Origin of the sequence: Moraxella canis (assembly GCF_034424565.1) — a bacterium.
Classification (GTDB): domain Bacteria; phylum Pseudomonadota; class Gammaproteobacteria; order Pseudomonadales; family Moraxellaceae; genus Moraxella; species Moraxella canis.
On sequence record NZ_CP139961.1, the window covers coordinates 431,088 to 451,906 of the forward strand.

A 20,819-nucleotide genomic window follows, 5' to 3' on the forward strand; every position below is an offset into this window, starting at 1 on the left:
TTAATCAATTTTCGTTATTTTATACCAAAACCTTATGGAGTCTATCAGCGCCAAAGGCTTATGATAGACGGTTTATACTGGTCAGTTTGGATGATTTTTCATGTTATGGTTCTTTTTTTGTGTCGCCGTTTTGTTGGTCGGCTACTTTGTTTACGGTAAAGTTGTCGAAAAAATTTTCGTCATTAACCCAAACAAAAATACCCCCGCCTACACAATGGCAGATGGCGTGGACTATGTACCCATGTCAAAAACCAAAATTTGGTTGATTCAGCTGTTAAATATCGCTGGCACTGGTCCTATTTTTGGTCCTATTTTAGGCGCATTGTATGGTCCTGTGGCAATGCTTTGGATTGTACTTGGCTGTATTTTTGCAGGCGCGGTACATGATTATATGTGCGGCATGCTGTCTGTGCGTAACGGCGGCGCTTCCATGCCCTATTTGACAGGCAAATATCTTGGTGCGCCGATCAAAGCATTTATTAATGTCTTGGCGGTGGTTTTGCTTGTACTAGTTGGCGTGGTGTTTGTTGCAAGTCCCGCTCAGCTACTTAGTACGATTACACTGGATGTCTTTGGCAGCGGTAGCGCCCAAGTAGCCAGTACGGACACCGCAGCGGCTGCGACTGCCTTTGGGATGACCAAAGAAGGGATTTTGATTGCGTGGACGACAGTGATTTTTGGGTATTACATCATCGCCACCTTATTACCGATTGACAAAATCATTGGACGCGTTTATCCATTTTTTGGCGGACTTTTGCTATTTATGTCACTTGGCATGATGTATGGCTTGGTCAGTAATCATCTGGGCTCAGGCTCTGTCAGCTTCTTTGGCTCTATTGATGGATTGTCGGTCGAAAAATTCATGTCAAACTTACAGCCCAAAGGTGATTTGCCAATTTGGCCTTTACTATTTTTAACCATCACTTGCGGCGCACTGTCTGGCTTCCATGCCACACAGACACCGCTGATGGCTCGCTGTGCCATGAATGAATCTGAGGGTCGCTTTATTTTTTATGGCGCTATGATTGCTGAAGGGATCATCGCATTGGTTTGGTGTGCTGTTGGCATGTCATTTTATCCAGATTTGGTATCACTTCAAGAAGCCATTGCGGCAGGCTCGCCATCTAAGGTGGTTTATGACAGCTCCATTTATTTCTTAGGCGCCATTGGTGGTGTATTTGCGGTACTTGGAGTGGTGATCTTGCCCATCACTTCAGGTGATACCGCATTTCGTGCCGCGCGCTTGATCATCGCTGAATTTTTCAATATGGAACAGCGCACCTTGATGAAGCGTCTTTTCATTGCCATTCCATTATTTGTGATCGGCTTTGCCGTCTCAAAAGTGGACTTTCAGATTCTATGGCGCTACTTTAGCTGGGCAAACCAAACCGTCGCCGTCGTCATGCTGTGGACAGCAGCAGGCTATCTGTATCGCTATCGCAAGATGCACTGGATTTGCACTATTCCTGCCATCTTTATGACGGCTGCGTGTTATACTTTCTTAGCGTATAATAAGATTGGCTTTGGTCTGGATTATCAGCTGTCTGTGTATATTGGCATCGGTCTGACTGCGGTGACCACTGCGGCGTTCTTCTTATTTGTCAAGCGTGAGCGTGTGGCTGGCGATCCTGATGCGCTGGTGGTTGAGCCTAAGATTCAGCTTGGCAGTCCGTCTTAGTTACTTGATTTATAACTTAAAAAACCTTTGGCAGACCAAAGGTTTTTTAGTGCAAGCTGATTTCTGCCGATCACACGCATCATTAAAATCCTAAACCACCCAAGATGCTATCTTAGGTGGTTTTGGTTAATTGACCCGTTGAATAGCTTAGTTAATCAAAACACATACTCCAAACTCACCTTGAAATTACGCCCAGGCGCCAAGAAGCGATTGATGCCCTTATCGGTTTGCTTATCAATCATATTACTGGTGCCAAATGGTCGAATTGAGCGCGCCGAATCCCAAGTCATGTATTTTTCATCTGTCAAATTATACGCGCCTGCTTGCAAGGTGATGTTTTTGGTAGGCTTATAATACCCTGTCAAATCAACCGTCGTATAGCCTTCACTTCTCCATCTGAGCGTGCTGTCTTTTGCCCCTTCTTCTCGCCAAAACAGATTGTAAGTATCTTCAGCGTTTTTGGCACTCACGCGTGTGATGTATAAATTGGCGCCAAATTTTTCATTTTGCGCATCATAGCCAATCCCAAACACCGATGTATCAGGCTGAATGGCATTCATCGGAATATCGCCATCAGCACGCCCTTTTTGATGTGTCATCTTATAGCTAAAACTTACCCCTTTCATGGCAGGCATCAGCTCGCCTGCATGAAGTAGCGCATTGATTTCCACGCCTTCTGCTTTGGCGCTTTGGCGGTTGATGCTTTGATAAATCGGCCATCTTCTGGCGCTGTTTTTTTCAATATCTTCCAAGCCTTGAAAAACAAAATCAATAAAATCTGTGTACTTGGTCTCAAACACACTGCCTGAAATAAAGCCGTATTTGCCATGCGCGGTTAAGACCAGTTCTTTGGTTTTGGCAATTTCAGGTTTTAGATCCACATTCGGCTTAATGGTGATGTCAGGATGTCTGAAGGTAAAATACATCTCATCCGCCGTCGGCATTCTAAAGCCTTTGGAATATTTGGCTTGTACAGTCAGATGATCAGTCAAATCAAACGAAGGCGCGATCGCGTATGAATGCTGTGAATGGGTTTTGTTTTGTGAAATATAGGCTATGTTTTGATCAGGATTTGCTTTGACTGCCGTTTCATAAGCGTCTTTTTTGGCTTGATATTCTTTCAGATCTGCCAAATATTTTGGATCACTAAACCCTGACTCATAATCCCAATATTTAGGCATTTCACCGACATTATTTTCTGGCAAGGGAACAAACAAGCCCTTCACCATATCATCTGGAATTTTGGCAGTTTGACCGGGCACATAATTTGGCTGATATTTGATGCGATTATAACGATATCCCAAATCCAGCTTTATCCGGTCGCTCATAGAGATGCTGTCATTGACATACAAAGAGCCGTCTTTGGTCTTAACTGGAATCAAGAATGAAAATGTGCTTTGTGTTGGGCACAGCTGACTATTGAATGACGAAGAATTTTGGCATGTGCGTAGGTTGTCACTCAAATCCCAGCCCAACGTTTTATCAGACCACCATTCAGATGACCAAGCATTTGAGCCTGCTTGATTGATCATGGATTTTTCGGTCGTATCGTAGTGTCCGCCATAGCGGATGTCATGTGATAAATCACTGCCGCCCACCCATTTTTTGAAGTTAAGGTTGATTTGTTTTGTTTCAGAATTCAACTCACGCTCAGAATATAAGTTGCTCAAATAGCCTGGACTGCCTGGGAATGGCATCAAGATTTTATTTGAAAATTTTGATGTTGTTGCGTAAACCTTGCCAGTATTCGGATCGGTGCGTTTGCGATCTAAGTCAAGCTTGATGGTATCAATGAATTTATTATACTGCGCTTCATAAGCCTCAATCGGACTGTTGCAATCAAATAAATCACAATCAAACCAAAACTGATCCACTCGCTTGCTGTCAAAATCTTGATATACCTCGCCATTCGCCAAAAGCTCAACATTCCCATTTTCGCCAGCTCGCATCATCAATGGGTTGCCATTTTTGTCCACCACTTTACCGTCTTTGAGCTTAAGTCCTAGAGGGTTACTTACCGCCTGACAATGTCCGCCATCACAATAATCATCCGTGCGAGCTGTGTTGGTGATGTCTTGCTTTGTCAAACGCACCGAAGCTTCATCCCAAAAAAGAGTTGGCGAGCTGTTGGTATAAAATACTGACACAGCCTTACGCTTGGTTTCATCATCCGTATGGCGAAGCTCCACCTCCTCATGGTCTATCAGCGGTGAATATTTTAAAGTATAAGAAAAATCATGACCTTGAGATCGGCGTTTTGTGTCATCCAAACTGATGCCAAAACGATGACTGTCATTGGCAGTATAGCCCAGTTTTAAGAGCGTGCTTTTTTGGGTGATATCATAAGGATCAGGCTTTTCGCGTGTTCTGCCTTGCACGCTGGCGTCGTAGTCATCATAGCCGTGATTTTTGGTTTCGTTTTTGTCTCTGTGTGTCGCGATCAGCAGCGCATCAAAATTACCCAAACGCCCTGCCAAAGTTGCGCTGCCCATTTTTTGGTCATCGACACTAGAATAGCCTGTTTTTAGACCCACATGCCAATCTTTGTCATTCAAATAATCCTTGGCTTCTTTGGTTTCAAAAATCACCGCACCGCCCAGAGCACCGCTGCCAGCGGTTACCGAGTCTGCACCCTTTTTGATGGTTGCTTTTTTGATGTGTTCAAATTCCACACCATTTCTAGTATTATTAAAATTCCCATAACCCTCAAACAGCTCTTTAAACCCTTGAGATGCCAAAGTCTCAGCTTGACGCAGACCATCAATCATAATCGCCACGCGGTTTTCATCGACGCCGCGGATGGCATAGCCGCTTGACCCAAATCGCCCTGTTTCTACGACCGAAACACCCGTCTCATATCTCACCAGATCGCGGCTATCAGCGACCATATTACGAGAGATCTGCTCATCGCTGACGACCGTTTGACCTACAGGTCGAGTGGCAGCGGCAGTCGAGATCACGGTATCGGCTTGTAGCTGAACTTCTAAAAGCTCCTCTTCAGCTACCTCATTAGCATAGGCTTGTGAAGTTTGAGCCATCAAAAGCGGCACAAGTATCGATAAAAGATACTTTTTTGAGCTGGTTTTTTTATGCAATATCAAAGAGTGTGTCATCGTTAAACCTGAAGATGGGGGTTTTGAGTAAGCAATTTGTAAATAACAGTGATCAAAAGTGATAAAACTGTAACAATTGCAGAATTATAATCAATTACTTTTTTAATGTAAATAAGATTCATTATATTTTGATAATTATTTTTATTAATTAGCGAACTGCTTGTACCACTTAACAAATTTAAAGATTTTACAAGGATAAATTTGAGATAAACTTAGCCACACAGTAGAAACTTTTTGTAAAAAATTTATACACAGATATTGCAATTGATGAAAGTTGTGCTATGCTATGACCATCTGATTTGTCTAGCAAACTGTCAATTGGCTAGTTTTATCATCACCAAATCAGGTTACAAAAAGGAAAATTGTAAGCAGGGATTAGCTCACACGTCACATTGATGATACGCCATACCCTGCTCCTTTGATAAGGAGTGATCTATGTCACAACATGAACATCAACATCATGATACCAGCGGATATTGGGCAGCCAACGTCCGAATCATTACTATCTGTTTAATTATTTGGGCACTTGTTTCACATGGCTTTGCCATTTGGCTCAGACCAATGCTTGCAGGCATCCAATTCGGCGGTGCTGACTTGGGCTTTTGGTTTGGGCAACAAGGTTCAATTTTGTTCTTTATTGTTCTGATTTTCTTTTATTCATGGCAAATGAACAAGCTAGAAGAACGCTTTGGGGTCAAGGAGGACTAACCCATGAGTCAGTTTTGGATTAACATCATCTTTGTTGGTTTGTCGTTCGCGCTGTACTTCGGTATTGCGATTTGGGCGCGTGCAGGCTCCACCAAAGAATTTTATGTAGCAGGTGGTGGCGTACACCCAGTTGTCAATGGAATGGCGACTGCTGCTGACTGGATGAGTGCGGCATCATTCATCTCAATGGCAGGTATGCTTGCCATGGGCGGCTATGCTGCTTCTGCCTACTTGATGGGCTGGACTGGCGGTTTTGTTCTGTTAGCCTTGCTGCTTGCGCCGTATTTGCGTAAGTTTGGTAAATTTACCGTGCCTGACTTTATTGGGGATCGTTTCTATAGTAAAGCTGCTCGCTTGGTCGCGGTTGTCTGCTTGATCATGGCGTGTACCACTTATGTTATTGGTCAGATGACTGGTGCAGGCGTTGCTTTTTCTCGCTTCTTAGAAGTTGATAGTAACACAGGTCTGATCATCGCGGCGATTGTGGTTCTTTTCTATGCGGTTCTTGGTGGCATGAAAGGTATTACCTACACCCAGGTTGCTCAGTACTGCGTATTGATGATTGCTTATATCATTCCTGCCATCTTTATTTCTTTAAACCTGACTGGTAACCCGATCCCTCAGCTAGGTATGTTCGGTAATGATGTTAATACAGGCATGCCAATTCTACAAAAGCTTGATATGCTAGTCACCGACCTTGGCTTCGCTCAGTACACTGCTGATGTACCAAATAAACTTAATATGTTTTTATTGACCATGTCGTTGATGATTGGTACTGCTGGCTTGCCACACGTTATCATCCGCTTCTTTACTGTACCTAAGGTATCAGACGCGCGTATCTCGGCAGGTTGGACATTGATCTTTATTGCCTTGCTATACACCACAGCACCTGCAGTGGGTTCTATGGCACGCCTAAACATCATTAATACGGTTTATCCTCAAGGACTTGATCAGCCAGCATTGTCATACGAAGCACGTCCAGAGTGGATGAAGAACTGGGAAACCACTGGTCTTTTGAAATATGAAGACAAAAACGGCGATGGTCTAATCCAGTACTACAATGACAAAAACGAAGAATACGCAGCAGCTGCCACGACCGAAAAAGGTTGGCAAGGTAATGAGCTGACTGTGAACAATGGCATCTTGGTACTTGCTAACCCTGAAATTGCAAATCTACCAAGCTGGGTCATCGGTTTGATCGCAGCAGGTGGTTTGGCAGCTGCACTATCTACTGCCGCAGGTCTGTTGTTGGCGATCTCATCAGCCATCTCGCATGACCTTATCAAGAAAACCATTAAACCTGACATCACCGATAAAGGTGAGCTCATGGCAGCGCGTATCTCGATGACGATTGCGATTGTGGTTGCGACATATTTGGGTATGAATCCGCCAGGATTTGCTGCACAGGTTGTTGCTGTAGCCTTCGGTATCGCTGCATCAAGCTTATTCCCAGCATTGATGATGGGTATCTTCTCAAAACGCGTCAATTCAACAGGTGCAACCGCAGGTATGATTGCAGGTTTGAGCGCAACATGTATCTATGTGTTCTTATACATGGGCTGGTTCTTCATTCCAGGCACAAACACCTTTGAAAACGTAGAAGCCAACTGGATCTTGGGCATCTCTCCACTATCATTTGGTGCGATTGGTGCTGTGATTAACTTCATTGTTGCAATCGCTGTATCGTCAATGGGTAATCCACCACCTAAAGAAGTTCAAGACTTGGTTGAAAGTGTTCGTTATCCAAAAGGTGCAGGCGGCGCGATTGATCACTAATCCACCCCTCCACAAAAAAAATCGCTCAGAGTCCTGGGCGATTTTTTAATTGAGTTAGAAGTACTGGCTATCTTTGTCATATTATGATAATTTTTATGGCATTTTGATTCGTAGTTGTCTATAATACTTATTCATAATATTTTACTACATAAAATTACATATTTTATACAGGCATAAAGGATATACCGATCATGATGTTTTGGGAAATTTTGGCGACCATCTTTAGCGGCTTTTTATTAGCAGGTCTTGTCATGCCTATTCGCTTGTTTTATAAGCGCACGCCAAAATGGATCGTACCTGCGGCTGCAGGATTGGGGATGATCGGCTTTCAGGTATATACCGAATACACTTGGGCGAATGATACCATCGCCAAACTGCCCGACCAAAGCGTTGTCGTCGCCAAAGTAGAAAAAACCACCTGGTTTCGTCCGTGGTCGTACGTAAAACCCCAAGTTTTTCAGTTTGTGGTATTAGATAAGGGTAATACTCAGACAGATGCCAATAATCCAGCCATCAAACACAGCACACTGTATTTTTTTGAACGCCGTGCAGCAGCGCATCCGCTTGGTATTTCTGTTGATTGTACCAATCCCACTTTGGCGTTTGATGACACCACCAATCAAAACATCATTAACGCCCTTTGCCCATAATTTCACCAATCAAAAAGATGCTTATCACAAGCATCTTTTTGATTGTATTAATAGCCGCCAAGCTCATACTTTGGATTATTTGGATTAAAAAAACCGCTCACTGGACTTTTTGGTAAATTGTCCTGCGCGCTCGTCAAGCAGCTTGGCGATATGCTCATAGTGCCGAGAAAAATCAGCACCAGTCAGCTCATCTGTGTTACCATTATCCATCGCCGCGCGGATAGCGGCATCGAGTGGTAATTGTCCAAGCAAAGGCACACCATAGGCTTTTGCCATCTCATCACCACCGCCAACGCCAAAAATCGCCTCGGTATGACCACAATTTGAACAAGTGTGCAGCGCCATATTTTCTATAATGCCCAAAACGGCAATGTCTGTTTTACGAAACATCTCCACGCCCTTTTTAGCATCCAGCAGTGCAATATGCTGCGGCGTCGTGACGACAACCGCGCCCGTCAAAGGAATGCGCTGTGCCAGTGTCAGCTGAATATCGCCCGTACCCGGCGGCATATCAATGAGCAAATAATCCAGCTGCGGCCAGTTGGTTTGATTATACAGCTGCATCAGCGCGCCAGTGGCCTTAATGCCCCGCCATGCAATCGGTGTATTTTCAGCTTCGATCAAATTACCAATCGAAAGTACGGCTAAGCCATGGGCATCTATCGGTATAAATTGATCATTTTCAACTTCAGGTTTTGCCGAGGCTACGCCCAGCATGGTCGGAATCGACGGTCCATAAATATCAGCATCTAAGATACCGACGCACTTACCCATCTTTTGAAGTGCTAATGCCAAATTCACTGCCGTGGTTGATTTACCGACGCCGCCCTTACCCGAAGCCACTGCGATGATATGCTTGATACGCGGATGGGCGCTCAGCTGCGACTGCTTAGTTGCCGCCTTGCTAGGTGCAGGCTCATCATGGTGAACGGGGATGGTATCGGCATTTTTGGTGGGGTGATGGGTTTTTACCGGATTAGGCGGCGCGGTGTGGTCATGGGTATTATCCAAGCCGCTATCCTTTGAGGTGTCCTTTGAGGTGACAGTCACATTGATATTCACCTCCTCGACGCCCAGTGGGTATAGCCGCTTTTGAAGTGTGTGATACTGCCGCTCAAGCTCAGCGGTATCATCAGATTCTGCAATGCGCATTTGTAGATCCAGCACCTTGCCATCCGTCAGATTCATTTTTTCAATATATTTTGTAAAAGGGTGTCCGTAGAGCGTCATGTCATCAATGACCGCTTGCACGGCGCTGGAGGTTGGTTTTTTCTTTTTAAATAATTCAAACATATGTCACCGCCATACTGGCTTTATTAATTAAATCACTTTTTGATAACTATTATTATCTGATCACTGGGGCATTTTAGCACAGTTATAGTGTGGCATAAAGTCAAGCAGCCATCACGCAGACAGTCCTTATGCTCAATCAGCCGCTAGAGAATATGCTCAAAGTTTGTTAAAATGCGCATTGACTAATTATTACCCCCTAAGCCATGACACAGCAAACACAGCCCCTTTTACTCAGCGACTATGATTATCACCTGCCAGAATCTTTGATCGCGCGCTATCCTTTAGAAAATCGTACCAGCTCCCGCCTGTTACATGTCAGTGATCGCACCTGCCAAGATCTGCATTTTGGCGATCTGATTGAGTTATTGAACCCTGGTGATTTGTTGGTGCTCAATGACACCAAGGTCATTAAAGCTCGCCTGCATGGTCAAAAGCAAACAGGCGGTGCAGTTGAGGTGCTGGTTGAGCGTATTTTGCCCGATGAGGCTGGCGCACCTGCCAATCAAGCCTTGTGCCATGTGCGCTCAAGCCGTTCACCAAAAGCAGGTCAGGTACTGAGCATTGCCGATGATCAAATGCGCGCCACCGTGATGGGTCGCCAAGACAATTTATTTATTCTAAGCTTTGAGTCGCCCATTTTGGCTGATCTGGATAAATACGGTCAAATGCCCATTCCGCCTTATTTTGAGCGCAAAGCTGACGAAAAAGACGACGAACGATATCAGACTGTATTCCATGATCCTGCCAAATCTGCCAGTGTCGCAGCGCCCACAGCAAGCCTGCATTTTGATGAGGCGCTGCTCACACAGCTTAGACAAAAAGGCGTTCAAATTGCTTTTGTGACTTTGCATGTCGGTTCTGGCACTTTTGCTCCGGTTAAGGTGGATAACTTAGCCGACCACATCATGCATGCTGAGTACGCCCATCTGCCTGCCCCGACCGCAGCGCTGATTAACACCACAAAAGCAGCGGGCGGTCGCATTGTCGCCGTGGGGACGACGGTGACAAGGACGCTTGAGACAGCGCACCTACATCGGGTAGAGGGTGAATTGGTCGAGTTTTCAGGCGATACCCAAATTTTTATTTATCCACCGTATGAGTTTGGTGTGGTGGACTGTTTGATTACCAATTTTCACCTGCCCAAATCGACGCTACTCATGCTAGTATCAGCATTTGCCGGCACTCAAGCCATCAAAGATGCTTACAATCATGCCATCGAACATCAGTACCGATTCTTCAGCTATGGTGATGCGATGTTTCTTGAACGACACACACCATCAAGATAGGTAAATATACTGACCACTAAGCCCAATAAATTCATGACAAGTCCATGTTATCAAAGTAAGTTTTATGATAAAATAATCGGTTTTGATCAATAAAGACAGATTTGAGACTTATGAAATTTACCCTACATAATACCGATGGCGGTAACAACCACGCACGCCGCGGCACAGTCAGTTTGGCACATGGCGAGGTACAGACGCCCGCTTTTATGCCTGTAGGCACTTATGGCACGGTCAAAGGCATGCTGCCACGCGACATTGAGGGCATCGGCGCAGACATTATTCTTGGAAATACTTTCCATCTGTGGCTGCGCCCTGGCATGGAAGTGGTTCGTGAATTTGGTGGCTTGCATGACTTTATGGGGTGGAATAAGCCCATCTTGACCGACTCAGGCGGCTTTCAGGTCTTTAGTCTGGGTGCGATGCGCAAAATCACCGAAGAAGGTGTGGCTTTTCGCTCACCCGTTGATGGCGCAAAAGTATTTTTATCGCCTGAGACTTCCATGCAAATTCAAAACGATCTAAATTCTGACATCGTCATGCAGTTTGATGAATGCACACCCTATCCTGCCACGCATGAAGACGCCAAAAAATCGCTCGAGCTGTCACTGCGCTGGGGTCAGCGCTGCATCGATGAGCATCAGCGCCTAGGCAATAAAAACGCCCTATTTGGCATCATCCAAGGCAGTATGTATCAAGACTTGCGCATGCAGTCGCTAGATGGGCTGCTTAAGATGCCGTTTGATGGCTATGCCATTGGCGGTCTGTCGGTCGGCGAACCCAAAGAAGAAATGATCAAAGTGCTCAACTATCTGCCAAATGCCATGCCTCATGATAAGCCGCGCTATCTGATGGGCGTGGGCAAGCCTGCCGACATCGTCGAAGCGGTGCGTCGCGGTGTGGATATGTTTGACTGCGTGATGCCGACTCGAAACGCCAGAAATGGGCATTATTTTGTCACTGGTAACAGCGACAATAAAGGTGTGATTCGCATCAAAAACAGCCAGTATCGCACCGACACAGCACCGCTTGATGAGCATTGCGACTGCTACACTTGCCAAAATTTCAGCCGTGCTTATCTTTACCATTTGCATAAATGTAAAGAGATGCTTTCTGCGCAACTGGCAACGATTCATAATCTGCGCTACTATCAGCGCCTGATGGCTGACATTCGCCAAGCCATTGAAAATAATCGCTTTGATGAATTTGTGGCGCAGTTTTATGCCAATTGGGGCATGCAGGTGCCAGATTTTGATAAAAACGCTGATTAAGCCATCACTTTAACATTTACCAATCACATCTAAGCAGGCAAAACCTTAGGCGTGATTGGTAAAGCCAAGCCCAATTTAAAGACTTTATAATAGCCATGAATTGGCGTCTGATCACTCAAATCAAGCTGACTTTTTGATGAATCAATGACAGGATAAATGATCAAACACCGTATGTGCTGATCGTCTGACACTTTGGCTATTTGGCGCACTTTATTTAGCCGCGCATAGCCACACACTTGGCGAATGTCTTGGTGGATCAGGCTATGATGGTATTTTAATTTATATTTAGCATCAATAATCAGTGAATGCTCGCCATCAGCGATCAAAAAATCCAAGACATTGCCATACGTGCCAAACTGATAAATCAGCTTGGTAGATTGATGAGTTTTTAGCATCTTAGTGTACACATACAGCTCAAATAACTTGGGCATATCAATCCAAAACGGCGGCGTCTTTTGATGTGCCTCATCGACCGATGGCTGATACCCAAAACGCTTTAAAATACATTCACCCAATTCGATCGCTTGCTGATAATCTTTAAAAAAGGCATTTTGCCGACGATGTTTTGGAATCTTGACCTTGATTTGGTCGCTCACCTGCTCAAAAGCCGCTCGGCAAAAATTCAATAATTGCCGCATGTCTTGGCTGCCAGACGCACTGCCGATACCCTCAAGGTAGCGATCACAAAACCTTAAAACATACTTCAAAAACTGATTTTCAGGAATATTGATGTCAAAAGCAGGATATTCACACAAATTTTTGATCATATGATTTTTGATCACATTATTTTGGATGTGCCTAGCAACCAAAAGCCTGCCTTTCATTTTACCGCTCAGATTTTCTTGGGTTTGATGATAGGATTTTTTTAAGCCTTTTTTGACGATATTTTTGAGCACGCCCAAAAACTGCGCGATCAAAAATGGCGTCAAAATGTCTGATTTTTGTTCAAGCTCTATCTGCGGACTGTGCCAATCAATGAACAATAGCGAATCGATATGCTTGACCGCTTCGGGTTCTTCACAGATCTTTGTCAGCATTTTTATGATATCCACTTCATAAAACATCGCCTGGCTTGATAAATCTTGAGTGGGCGGATCTGCATCACCCAATTGCTCCACCGCTTTTTCAAAGTGGTGGATGCGCCCAATATTGATCTTAGGCTCAACATAGACAAAGGCGCCATTTTCGACAAGCCAATCTGCACCGATATAATAACCCGCTTGCAGGTGATAAACGCCCTTGTCATCATCCTTAGTCAGGCTAAATGGGCTGACATTTGCAAAAATTCGCCTAGGCTTAGCCACGCTCAAAGATTCGTAAATCTCTGACGGCAGCGTATAGTCGGTAGATACGATTTTTGAGCCAATTGTTACTAGCTCATGTTCTCTTAGACGAATTTTTATCATATCCAAGTATTTTAAGTTGTAAACTCATTGGCAGCGCCATTAAGCGGTTAGCTCATCGATTTTTTGTTTGGCGGATGGCTTTAGCACACCATCTTTGAGATATTCATATAAAATGGGCTTGATCTCATAATCTAGGCGTGTCTGAATATCCATCTTATCGGTTATGAAGTAAGCATGTCCAAGCTGCACATCGCGTTTGTCAAAATCCCCTGAAGTCTCTTCATCAAAAATCTTTTGGACTGAGTCATAGCAAGCCTTGGCAAACTCATCACCAAGTTCGTCAGATAAATCGGTCGGCAAGACATCCACAAAAGCAAATCGCCTGCGGATGGCATAATCAATATGACCCACGCTGCGATCAGCAGTATTCATCGTACCAATCACATACAGATTTGGCGGCAGCATGATGGTTCGGCTACCATCGACCTCATACATCGACTCGACCGCCTCACCGCGATACTCAAGCGCATAAATCAGCTCGCCAAGTACGGCAGACAAATTGGCGCGGTTAATTTCATCAATGATTAGGACATGATTTTGACTTGGGTTGGCTGCCGCCATCGCTGCCATCTTCGCCAAAATCTTATCTTGAGCTTGGTACTGAATGCCATTATCATGCGGCACAGCGACAATGCCGCGCACAAAATCTTCATAAGTATAACTGGGATGAAATTGGATGATTTGGCAGTTTGGAGAATTTTTCAAACCATCCATATTTTCTAAAGCTAATAAGCTGACTGTCAAAGCTTTAGCAATCCTTGTCTTACCTGTACCTGGCGGACCTTGCAAGATAATCTGCTTTTTGGACTTTAGCAACCACCCTAGGTCATTGATGATTTTACTTTCAAGAGTATCTTCTACACCCATATTCTCCATCTCTAACGCTTCCATTTTTTGAAGTAGCAACCAAGGCAAGGTAACCAATTCATATTTATCAGTCTCAGGATATATATTTTGGATCAATTTTAAAATTTGATGGCTGATTTCAAAGCGATTATTGCCAGTTATTTGATGCTCTTTAGAAAGATATTGATTAGCAAGATCTTTACATCTATTCAAATCTTTTTCGGCAACAATGGTGCTAATGACTTGCGGCTGAATCCCTGCAATTAATCTTAAAGTAGCCGCTCTTTTATGATCTTTTGTAAAGGTTCTTAAAAGATCGTCTAGCTGCTTATACAAACTCCCTGTAAATTCATCTTGGTTAGATGCAATTTGTTTTAAAATGGGTGCAATGTCTTGCCAGTTATCCTTAATTTCTTTTTGTTCACTAGAATCAAAGTACTTTTGTGCAACAGAAGCGATACATTGACCATGACTCCGCTCAAAATACTCGTTAAAAATCTTTGGCTCCCATTGCGCCCAATCAACCCCACTTTTTGCATACAGAATAAATGAACCAATATGGTCTTCAAATCTTGCTTGCCAACTATCTTCGCTATAAATATCGTACTCATCACTTCTGATGATTTCATCAAGTAAAGTTCTTATTTTTTGCACAAACCATTCCTTTAAAATTAGCCAAACACCTGCTCATATTCTACATCATCAAATCCAATCACTGGCTTGGCACCACCTAAGATGATTGGGCGCTTGATCATGCTTTGATTGGTTTTGACGATCTCATACATCGCTGACACATCGCCACTGCCAAGCACCGCTTTGGCGTCATCATCAAGTTTTCGGTAGGTTAGTCCTTGCTTATTGATGACTTTATCGCCAAAGAGTGTCACAAACTCGCCAAATTCATCCAAAGTCAGCAGCTGTTTTTTATAATCAAAAAATTCATACGCTTTGCCAAGTGCGTTTAATTTATCAAAAGCCTTTTTCATCGTATTACAATTTTTGATGCCATAAACGGTGATTGTCATGAGCCTATCTCCTTGATGAAGTTTTTTATTTAAAGTGATCAAAGTATAGCAAAGTATCAGCGAATTTGGGTATAATAGCTAAGTTTATTTCTTAACTTTCCACTTTTTTTTGGATAGCAACATGAGCCAAATTTCTTTAGAAGATTACAATTTTTCCGCCATCGAAAAACAATTACAAGCCCAATGGGAAAGCGACAAACGCTACCACACCAATAACGAGAAAACCGACAAGCCCACTCGCTACATGCTCTCGATGTTCCCCTACCCAAGCGGCAAGCTGCACATGGGACACGTACGCAACTACGCCATCACCGATGTGCTTAGCAGATATTATCGCCAAAAAGGCTATGATGTGATGCAGCCGATGGGCTGGGATGCTTTTGGCTTGCCTGCCGAAAATGCCGCCATCGCCAATGAAGTTGCGCCTGCCAAATGGACCTTTGAGAATATCGCCAGTATGCGTGAGCAGCTCAAAGCATTGGGGCTTTCGATTGACTGGTCGCGTGAATTTGCCACTTGTACACCTGAATATTACCGCTGGGAGCAGTGGCTGTTTTTGCAGCTTTATAAAAAAGGCTTGGTCTATAAAAAACTTGCCACCGTCAACTGGGATCCTGTGGACAATACCGTTCTTGCCAATGAGCAAGTGGTCGATGGTCGTGGTTGGCGCTCGGGTGCCATCGTCGAAAAACGCGACATCCCGATGTACTACTTTAAGATCACCGATTATGCCGATGAGCTATTGGATGACCTAAAGACCTTGGAAGGTCATTGGCCAAAGCAAGTACTTTCTATGCAGCAAAATTGGATTGGTCGAAGCCAAGGCATGGAGCTGGATTTTGCTTATTCGATCGATGGCTGTGATGATGTCTTGCGTGTCTTTACCACGCGCCCTGATACCATTATGGGCGTCAGTTACTTGGCGGTGGCAGCCGAACATCCGCTTGCTCAGCACGCCGCCAAACACAACCCTGCCATCGCTGCATTCTGCGCAGAATGCAAGCAAGGCTCGGTCGCCGAAGCCGACATCGCCAAAGCCGAAAAAGTTGGTATCGACACAGGCTTGACCGCCAAACACCCCATCACAGGTGCCGATGTGCCAGTATGGGTAGCAAACTATGTCTTGATGAGCTATGGCTCTGGCGCTGTCATGGCGGTGCCTGCGCATGATGAGCGTGATTTTGAATTTGCCAATAAATACAATCTGCCCATCCCACAAGTCATTGATTTTAAAGATAAACCAAGCGACTACAGTACTAGCCAGTGGCAAGATTGGTACAGCGACAAGACAGGATTTTGTATCAATTCAGGCATTTTGGACGGCTTATCTTATGATGACGCGGTCGCCAAAGTCAACGAAATCATCACCGAAAAAGGCCTAGGTCAAGCCACCACCCAGTATCGTCTGCGCGACTGGGGCGTGAGTCGTCAGCGCTATTGGGGCTGCCCAATTCCAATGGTAAACTGCGAATACTGCGGCACGGTGCCTGTGGATGAAGCCGATTTGCCTGTAGTGCTACCAACCGATGTCATCCCTGATGGGCGCGGCAACCCCCTAAAAAATATGCCTGAATTTTTACACACCACTTGCCCAAAATGCGGTCAGCCAGCCGAACGTGAAACCGACACGTTTGATACCTTTGTAGAATCAAGCTGGTACGCTCAGCGTTTTGCGTCACCACATGATGATAGCCAAATGATTGAGCGCGCCGCTGCCGACAAGTGGCTACCTGTCGATCAGTATGTGGGCGGTGTTGAACATGCGGTACTGCATTTGCTTTATGCAAGATTTTTCCACAAAGTGATGCGTGATGAAGGCTTGGTAAGTAAAGATGAGCCTTTTGCCAATCTGTTGGCTCAAGGCATGGTGTTGGCAGGGACTTATTATCGCTCAAACAGCGACGGCAGCACCACTTACTATTTCCCGCACGAGATTGACTTTGTCATGAACGGCACCGAAATCGAAGGCGCCACCTTAAAAGCTGATGGTAAGCCTGTGGTGATCGGTAAAATCGAAAAAATGAGTAAGTCCAAAAATAACGGCGTCGATCCTCAGGATATCGTTGAGCAATACGGAGCGGACACGGTTCGTCTTTATACGATGTTCACCGCGCCTGCCGATCAGACGCTTGAATGGTCAGACAGCGCACTCAAAGGTCCGCATAATTTTGTCAAAAAAGTATGGCGCACCGTTGGCGAACATTTGTCAGCCATTGAAAATGGTCAATCAACTGATTTGACAATTAATAAAGACGCTCTGTCAAAAGATGCCAAAAACCTACGCCGCAAAACGCATGAGACCATCTCTAAGATCGATACCAGCCTAGGCGAGCATTTGGCGCTTAATACGCCTGTATCTAGCCTGATGGAGCTTTGTAATGAAATTGCCAGCTTTAAGCCGATCGATCATAATGACATCGCGGTGCGCCATGAAGCCATCATTGCATTATTGACGATGTTGTCTTTGTATGCTCCACATGTTGGCGAGTATTTATTGCAGGCGCTCAACATTGATGCGCGTACCCAAGCTTTCCCAGCTTTGGATGAGTCAGCTTTGATCAACGACACCATCACCATGGTGGTGCAGGTTAATGGTAAAGTACGCGGTAAGATGGAAGTTGCCACTGGTACAGATCAGGCCGAGCTTATCCGTGAAGCCAAGAATATTGAAGGCGTGGCGAAATATCTGACTGGCGAAATCAAAAAAGAGATCGTCGTACCTAATAAACTCATCAGTTTTGTTGTGGCGGGTGCTTGATGCAAATAAAATCCATGATGCAAGCAGGCGTGATGGCATTGACTTTAATGTCACTGACTGCCTGCGGGTTTGGTCTACGCGGTGTCAGCGATACGGGCGTGCAGCTGGCGCCGACTTATGACCATGTTAATATCGTGACTGAAAGTAGCGCTGTTGGTTATGCGCTCAAACCCAAGCTTGAGACGCAGTTGGCTCAGCTTGGTGTGGTGAGTGACGCCAGCGCCGCCCATCAGATTCAAGTCAATAATTTGCGATATCGTGAATATAAGCTGCTTGGCGTGTTATCCGAAATTCGCTTGGTACTGACTGCTGATGTCATCTATCAGATGAATGGTCAAACCATTCGCAAAGTGGTGCAAACTGAGCGCAGCTATCAATATAATGAAGCCAGTGTAGCGACCAGCGATCAGCAAGGCGAAATTGTCAAGGTATGGCTACAAAACAGCTTGGCGCATCGCATCGCTGAGCAGTACTATGCGCTTGGCAGTCAGACCCATACGCCCTAGCCATGCAAAAGCGCTTTTTGGCGGTTGCCGAATCCCTCAAAGATCCTGCCATGACGCTGAGCGGTTTATGGCTCGCACACTCTGATGAGCCGCTGATTCTTCAGTGGCTCATTGATGCGTGCCGCCCGATTTGGCAAGCCAATCATCAAGTGATTAAGCGCATTGACCTCACTTCCCCCAAAAGTTGGCAAGAAGCCACCCAAGAACTTGATTCACTCTCGCTCTTTGAAGAATCTAGCGCCATTATCATCAGCGGTAAGCATAAGCCTGACGATGCCGTCTTAAGCCAATTAGCAGACTTTGCCAATGACGCCAAAGCTGGTGCCAGTTCACATCACCTGATTTGGCTTTTACCCAAACAAGATAAAAAATCTCAAAACACCAAAGCCTTTAAGCTGTTTGACCAACATGGACTGATCGTCCATGGCGCCATCCAAAACGAATCTGAGCGGCGCGCCCTTTTAACCGCCAAAGCCCAAGAGTTTGGGCTTTCGCTCACCGCTGACGCATGGCAGATGCTCATGAGCCATACTCAGCACGATTTATTGACCGCTTATCAGACGCTGTGGCGACTGTCCTATGTTCATACCCTGCCTAGCCAGTCACCGCCTGCGGTGATCGATATTCCTGATCTTAGCACGCTTCTATCTGAAGGTGGTGTGTTCAGTGTTTTTGATTTATCTGATGCGCTAATCCAAAGGCAGCCCAATCAATGCCTAAAAATCATTGACTATCTTCACCAAACCGATACCCCGCCCAGCATTATTTTATGGGCAATATCAAAAGACATCCATCTCATCGCCGCCCTAAGAAATGGTCAAGACCCCCAAAAGCTTGGCATTTGGCGTAACAAAGTCTTTAGTTATCAAACTCTTGCAAATTTAATCTCTGACGACATGATCTCTCACTGGCTCACCGAAGTTTATGACATTGATAAAACCATCAAAGGATTAAACCAAGACAACGCATGGCGATTGATTCGCAGGCTGGTATTATCAATTTGTGGTGTCGGTGTGATGACTGTTTGGTGATCAAATCACACCCAAAATCCACCAACGCCTTAGCAGGCATACAAATAACAACATTATTTGATTTTTTATAAACAAAATCTTGTTATCATAGCTTTATGTTTGGATAAAATTCAAAGCGCTTTTGCTGGTTTTTGTTGGATTTACACATGTCATCGTTCATACCTTCTTCAAAAAGATCTTTTCAATTACGCTCGCCCATCAAATGGCTGGTGATCGCGGTGCTGACAGTGCTTTTGATTGTTTTTATTTATCAAAAACTCAATCCAGCACCCACTCCACCTGAATATCTCACCACTGAAGTCCGCTTGGGTGATATTGAAAATACTGTGATGGCTTCTGGCAAAATCAAAGCCATCCAAACGGTTGAGGTTGGCGCTCAGGTGTCAGGAGAGATTGTGCGACTGCATGTGGATGTCGGAGATTTTGTCAAACAAGGCGACATCATCGCACAGATCAGCCAAGTTGAGCAAAAAAATGTCCTGTCTAATGCCGAAGCGACCCTTGGTCAAGCCACAGCAAGCCTAAACCAAGCTCATGGAGATTTACGCAGTCGCCAAGGTGAAGTCGTGAGCGCTCAAGCTAATGTTGATACCAAGCAAGCTGAATTAAATCGTGCCAAACAAAGTTTTGAGCGGCTGCAAAATCTCATTGACATAGACGCTGTAAGCCGTGAAGAATATGATGAAGCTCACGCCAAAGTCTTGGCAGCCCAAGGCGCGCTTGCCACCGCCCAAGCCAATTATCAAAACGCACTCACCGCAGTCACTAATGCAAAGCTTGCCATCCATAGTCAAGAAGCCGCCATCACCAAAGCACGAAATGATGTCGCAACCGCAGAAGAAGATCTAAGCTACACCACCATTCGCGCCCCAATGGATGGTACTGTGGTCTCGGTGAGCCAAAAACAAGGCACCACAGTCAATGCCAATCAGTCAGCCCCTACCATAGTGACGCTTGCTGACCTAAGCCGCGTGCGTATCAATGCCCAAATCTCTGAAGCTGATGTGGTCAATATCCATCCCCAAATGCCAGCACGATTTAATATCATCGGCAATCCCAATCAGCAGTACGATGCCATTTTGGCAGGTATTGAGCCCGCCCCAGAAACGATGAGTAGCTCAAGCAGCACTGATGGCGCGGTATATTATATTGGCTATTTGGATGTGGATAATGCCGAAGGCAAATTTCGCATTGACATGACCGCCCAAGTCAATATCATCATTGACCAAGCAAAAAATGTCCTCGTCATCCCCGCCGCCGCCATCGAAGAGAGCGACGGCAAAACCACCGTGCGTATCATTGATCAAGATGGCTTTGCTACACCAGTCGAAGTAGTCATCGGCATGAATAATCGCGTAAATGCTCAAGTAATATCAGGGCTTAGTGAAGGCGATGTCATCGTCATCGGCGAAGCGTCAGGCGAACCAAGCTCAGGCAGACCCAGAAACTCTGGCAGATCGATGATGCGATAAGGA

Annotated in this window: 15 protein-coding genes; 10 read left to right on the plus strand and 5 right to left on the minus strand. The window is 45.0% G+C overall.

Annotated elements, in window-relative coordinates; translation table 11 throughout:
- Window positions 1–100: 100 nt before the first annotated feature.
- Window positions 101–1,678 carry a carbon starvation CstA family protein gene (locus U0021_RS01860; RefSeq protein ID WP_114800106.1) on the plus strand — a complete coding sequence of 526 codons (1,578 nt, stop codon included), beginning with the start codon at window positions 101–103 and terminating at the stop codon, window positions 1,676–1,678.
- A 155-nt stretch (window positions 1,679–1,833) separates the two neighbouring features.
- On the opposite strand, the gene U0021_RS01865 is transcribed toward U0021_RS01860, so the two are convergent.
- Window positions 1,834–4,716: a TonB-dependent hemoglobin/transferrin/lactoferrin family receptor gene (locus U0021_RS01865; protein WP_227538675.1), complete on the minus strand. Its 2,883-nt coding sequence runs from the start codon at window positions 4,714–4,716 to the stop codon at window positions 1,834–1,836.
- 510 nt (window positions 4,717–5,226) lie between these two features.
- Here U0021_RS01865 and U0021_RS01870 point away from each other — a divergent pair.
- From U0021_RS01870 to U0021_RS01880, 3 genes are all read left to right on the plus strand, one after another.
- A complete protein-coding gene (locus U0021_RS01870; RefSeq protein WP_049235688.1) occupies window positions 5,227–5,499 on the plus strand; it encodes a DUF4212 domain-containing protein in 273 nt (90 codons plus the stop codon).
- Between the two features lie 3 nt (window positions 5,500–5,502).
- Window positions 5,503–7,275, plus strand: a complete 1,773-nt coding sequence (locus U0021_RS01875; RefSeq protein WP_114800108.1) for a sodium:solute symporter family protein — start codon at window positions 5,503–5,505, stop codon at window positions 7,273–7,275.
- A 191-nt stretch (window positions 7,276–7,466) separates the two neighbouring features.
- Entirely contained in the window at window positions 7,467–7,925 is a 459-nt protein-coding gene (locus U0021_RS01880; protein WP_049235686.1) for a hypothetical protein, read from the plus strand.
- Between the two features lie 84 nt (window positions 7,926–8,009).
- Here U0021_RS01880 and U0021_RS01885 read toward each other — a convergent pair whose 3' ends face one another.
- Window positions 8,010–9,218 carry an Mrp/NBP35 family ATP-binding protein gene (locus U0021_RS01885; protein ID WP_114800109.1) on the minus strand — a complete coding sequence of 403 codons (1,209 nt, stop codon included), beginning with the start codon at window positions 9,216–9,218 and terminating at the stop codon, window positions 8,010–8,012.
- Between the two features lie 203 nt (window positions 9,219–9,421).
- Between U0021_RS01885 and queA the strand changes: the two genes are divergently transcribed.
- Entirely contained in the window at window positions 9,422–10,504 is a 1,083-nt protein-coding gene (queA, locus tag U0021_RS01890; RefSeq protein ID WP_327037533.1) for a tRNA preQ1(34) S-adenosylmethionine ribosyltransferase-isomerase QueA, read from the plus strand.
- A 110-nt stretch (window positions 10,505–10,614) separates the two neighbouring features.
- Window positions 10,615–11,772: a tRNA guanosine(34) transglycosylase Tgt gene (gene tgt, locus U0021_RS01895; protein WP_064611994.1), complete on the plus strand. Its 1,158-nt coding sequence runs from the start codon at window positions 10,615–10,617 to the stop codon at window positions 11,770–11,772.
- Window positions 11,773–11,801: 29 nt separating this feature from the next.
- Here tgt and U0021_RS01900 read toward each other — a convergent pair whose 3' ends face one another.
- Genes U0021_RS01900 through U0021_RS01910 form a run of 3 tightly spaced genes read right to left on the minus strand, consistent with a single transcriptional unit; the run spans window position 11,802 to window position 15,049 of the window.
- On the minus strand, window positions 11,802–13,178 hold the full coding sequence (locus tag U0021_RS01900) for a 5-methylcytosine restriction system specificity protein McrC (RefSeq protein WP_114801224.1): 1,377 nt from the start codon (window positions 13,176–13,178) through the stop codon (window positions 11,802–11,804).
- A 39-nt stretch (window positions 13,179–13,217) separates the two neighbouring features.
- Window positions 13,218–14,678, minus strand: a complete 1,461-nt coding sequence (locus U0021_RS01905) for an McrB family protein (RefSeq protein WP_327037534.1) — start codon at window positions 14,676–14,678, stop codon at window positions 13,218–13,220.
- 17 nt (window positions 14,679–14,695) lie between these two features.
- Entirely contained in the window at window positions 14,696–15,049 is a 354-nt protein-coding gene (locus U0021_RS01910) for an ArsC/Spx/MgsR family protein (protein WP_114801184.1), read from the minus strand.
- 121 nt (window positions 15,050–15,170) lie between these two features.
- Between U0021_RS01910 and leuS the strand changes: the two genes are divergently transcribed.
- The 4 genes from leuS to U0021_RS01930 all read left to right on the plus strand — a co-directional run bounded on the left by leuS (window position 15,171) and on the right by U0021_RS01930 (window position 20,816).
- On the plus strand, window positions 15,171–17,807 hold the full coding sequence (gene leuS, locus U0021_RS01915; RefSeq protein WP_114801183.1) for a leucine--tRNA ligase: 2,637 nt from the start codon (window positions 15,171–15,173) through the stop codon (window positions 17,805–17,807).
- Window positions 17,807–18,313, plus strand: a complete 507-nt coding sequence (locus tag U0021_RS01920) for an LPS-assembly lipoprotein LptE (protein ID WP_049235679.1) — start codon at window positions 17,807–17,809, stop codon at window positions 18,311–18,313. Before leuS ends, U0021_RS01920 begins: the two co-directional genes overlap by 1 nt.
- A 2-nt stretch (window positions 18,314–18,315) precedes the next feature.
- A complete protein-coding gene (holA, locus tag U0021_RS01925) occupies window positions 18,316–19,344 on the plus strand; it encodes a DNA polymerase III subunit delta (RefSeq protein ID WP_114801182.1) in 1,029 nt (342 codons plus the stop codon).
- Window positions 19,345–19,490: 146 nt separating this feature from the next.
- A complete protein-coding gene (locus U0021_RS01930) occupies window positions 19,491–20,816 on the plus strand; it encodes an efflux RND transporter periplasmic adaptor subunit (RefSeq protein ID WP_114801181.1) in 1,326 nt (441 codons plus the stop codon).
- The last annotated feature ends 3 nt before the right edge of the window (window positions 20,817–20,819 follow it).